This is a genomic window from Microcoleus sp. B4-C1 (assembly GCF_036705285.1).
Taxonomy (GTDB): domain Bacteria; phylum Cyanobacteriota; class Cyanobacteriia; order Cyanobacteriales; family Microcoleaceae; genus Microcoleus.
On the sequence record NZ_JAUBUC010000203.1, the window covers coordinates 1 to 1,946 of the forward strand.

At 44.9% G+C, this 1,946-nt stretch carries 1 protein-coding gene; it reads left to right on the forward strand.

Annotated features, from left to right (window positions below):
* The first annotated feature begins 135 nt into the window (after positions 1–135).
* Positions 136–1,617, forward strand: a complete 1,482-nt coding sequence (locus tag QUB26_RS31630) for an S-layer homology domain-containing protein (RefSeq protein ID WP_333321258.1) — start codon at positions 136–138, stop codon at positions 1,615–1,617.
* Positions 1,618–1,946 lie beyond the last annotated feature (329 nt).

The following is a 1,946-nucleotide window of genomic DNA, read 5'->3' on the forward strand; positions in this document are numbered from 1 at the left end:
TTTTTAGCTGGCATTTTTGTATAAATTGACTAAACTAATTTTTTATTATACCCTATTTAAAGGCACAACAGCTTAGTATTCTATAAAATTTGCTTCGGTTTCGATCGCCAATTTGTAAGTAGAGGAGTCTGTTCTATGATTCGATCGCACAGATGGCAAGCTATCATCGGTTTACTGGTAGCCCTGGGGATAATCATCGGGAATTTAGTGTTTCCCGGTATGAATGTAGCACCGGCATTTGCTCAAGCCAAATTTACGGATGTTAACAACCATTGGGCGCAAGCTTGCATTGAGGAGTTAGCACAGAAAAAAATTATCAGTGGCTATTACGAAGACGGCACTTTTCGCCCGAATCGCCCCGTCAGCCGCGCTGAGTTTGCGGCCATGGTTCGCATGGCTTTTCCAGATGCCCAAACCGTCCGATCTCCGATCAGCTTTGCAGATATTCCCACAAATTACTGGGGTTTTAAAGCAATTCGAGAAGCTTATCAGACGGGTTTTATGTCTGGATACAGTGGCAGTATCTTTAACCCCACTTTGAATATTACCCGCTGGCAGGCTTTGGTAGCTTTAAGCAGCGGCTTGAAATATACATCTACGGGGCCTGCGGCTGAGATTTTGGATGCGACTTTTGAAGATGCGCGGGATATTCCCGAACAGGCCAGAAGTGCGATCGCCGCCGCCACAGAAAAACAACTTGTAGTCAATTATCCGGCTGTTAAACAGCTAGAACCTACTCGGAATGCTACTCGCGCCGAAGTAGCAAGTTTTTTCTGTCAGGCGATCGCCAAACCCGGCCAAACTGCCTTAATTCCTTCGGAATATATCGCCCAAGTTCCGCCGAATATCGGCCCGCCGAGAACAACAGAAACCTCGGAAGCGGGGAAAGTTCGGGCGGAAGTTTCTTTCGTAAAAGAAGCAGAAAATGCTAAAGACCTCCGCATCAGAATTATCCGCGACGGTAAAACTTTATTAGAAGAACCAGTGCTGATTCCGACTCGCTCTCTAGTAGATAATCCCGACAAAAGAGCCAGCGAAGAAATATCAGAAGGACGTTTTTTATCGCTACGAATCCGTGATTTGGACGGCGACAAGGAACCGGAAGTGTTGGCAGATTTAGTGTCAATCAAAAGTGGCGCCCGCTGCTGCAATTATTCGTTTATTTACCGCTACGACTCGGCAGCTAACAAATACAGTCATATCAAGCATTTCTGGGGCAATGTGAGTTACGAAATTGTCGATTTTGGCAAAAATGATATCCCAGAGTTTAAGAGTCAGGACGGCAGATTTTCCGAGGCTTTTACAAATTACGCTGATTCTCGCTTTCCGCTGCAAATTTGGCAGTATCGCCAAGGTAAAATGCAAGATGTTACCAAGCAGTATCCGGTGGAAGTATACACGAATTCTGCTGAGCTTTGGCTGGAATCTAACAAGCGTCTGAGTGAAGATGGGGAGGTGAAGGGGGTTTTGGCGGCCTTCATGGCGAACAAGTATGTCATGGGCCAGGAGGCGGAAGGTTGGCAGTTGTTGGACAGGGTTTATCAAGGACGCGATCGCACTCAATTCTTCGGGAAGTTGCGGGAGTTTTTGGTGAGTACGGGCTATGCTAGTAAGTAGATTTGGAGGTTTTTAACCGCAGATTAAAGCGGATTAAGGCGGATTAACGCTGATAAAATCTGTAGGGGCGGGTTTTACGAATAATATCTAATTCCTACTAACAATATTACTAAACCCGCCCCATACAACAGATAACCCAAGTCAACTATTCATCAAATTTACCGTCACATATTAATTTGTTTAAATAAAGTAAATTACTACTCACATCTTGCCCCATTCTCCAGAACAGGCAAGATGCGTGTTCCACAAAGAGCATTGGTCACAAGTTAAGCCTGTATGCCAGTTGTCAAGGGGATTTGAGAAGATGTGTCAAAGAAAAATTGGTTTTT

Coding starts and splice junctions, on each gene's coding strand:
- QUB26_RS31630 (WP_333321258.1), top strand. CDS start 136: ATGATTCGATCGCACAGATGGCAAGCTATCATCGGTTTACTGGTAGCC.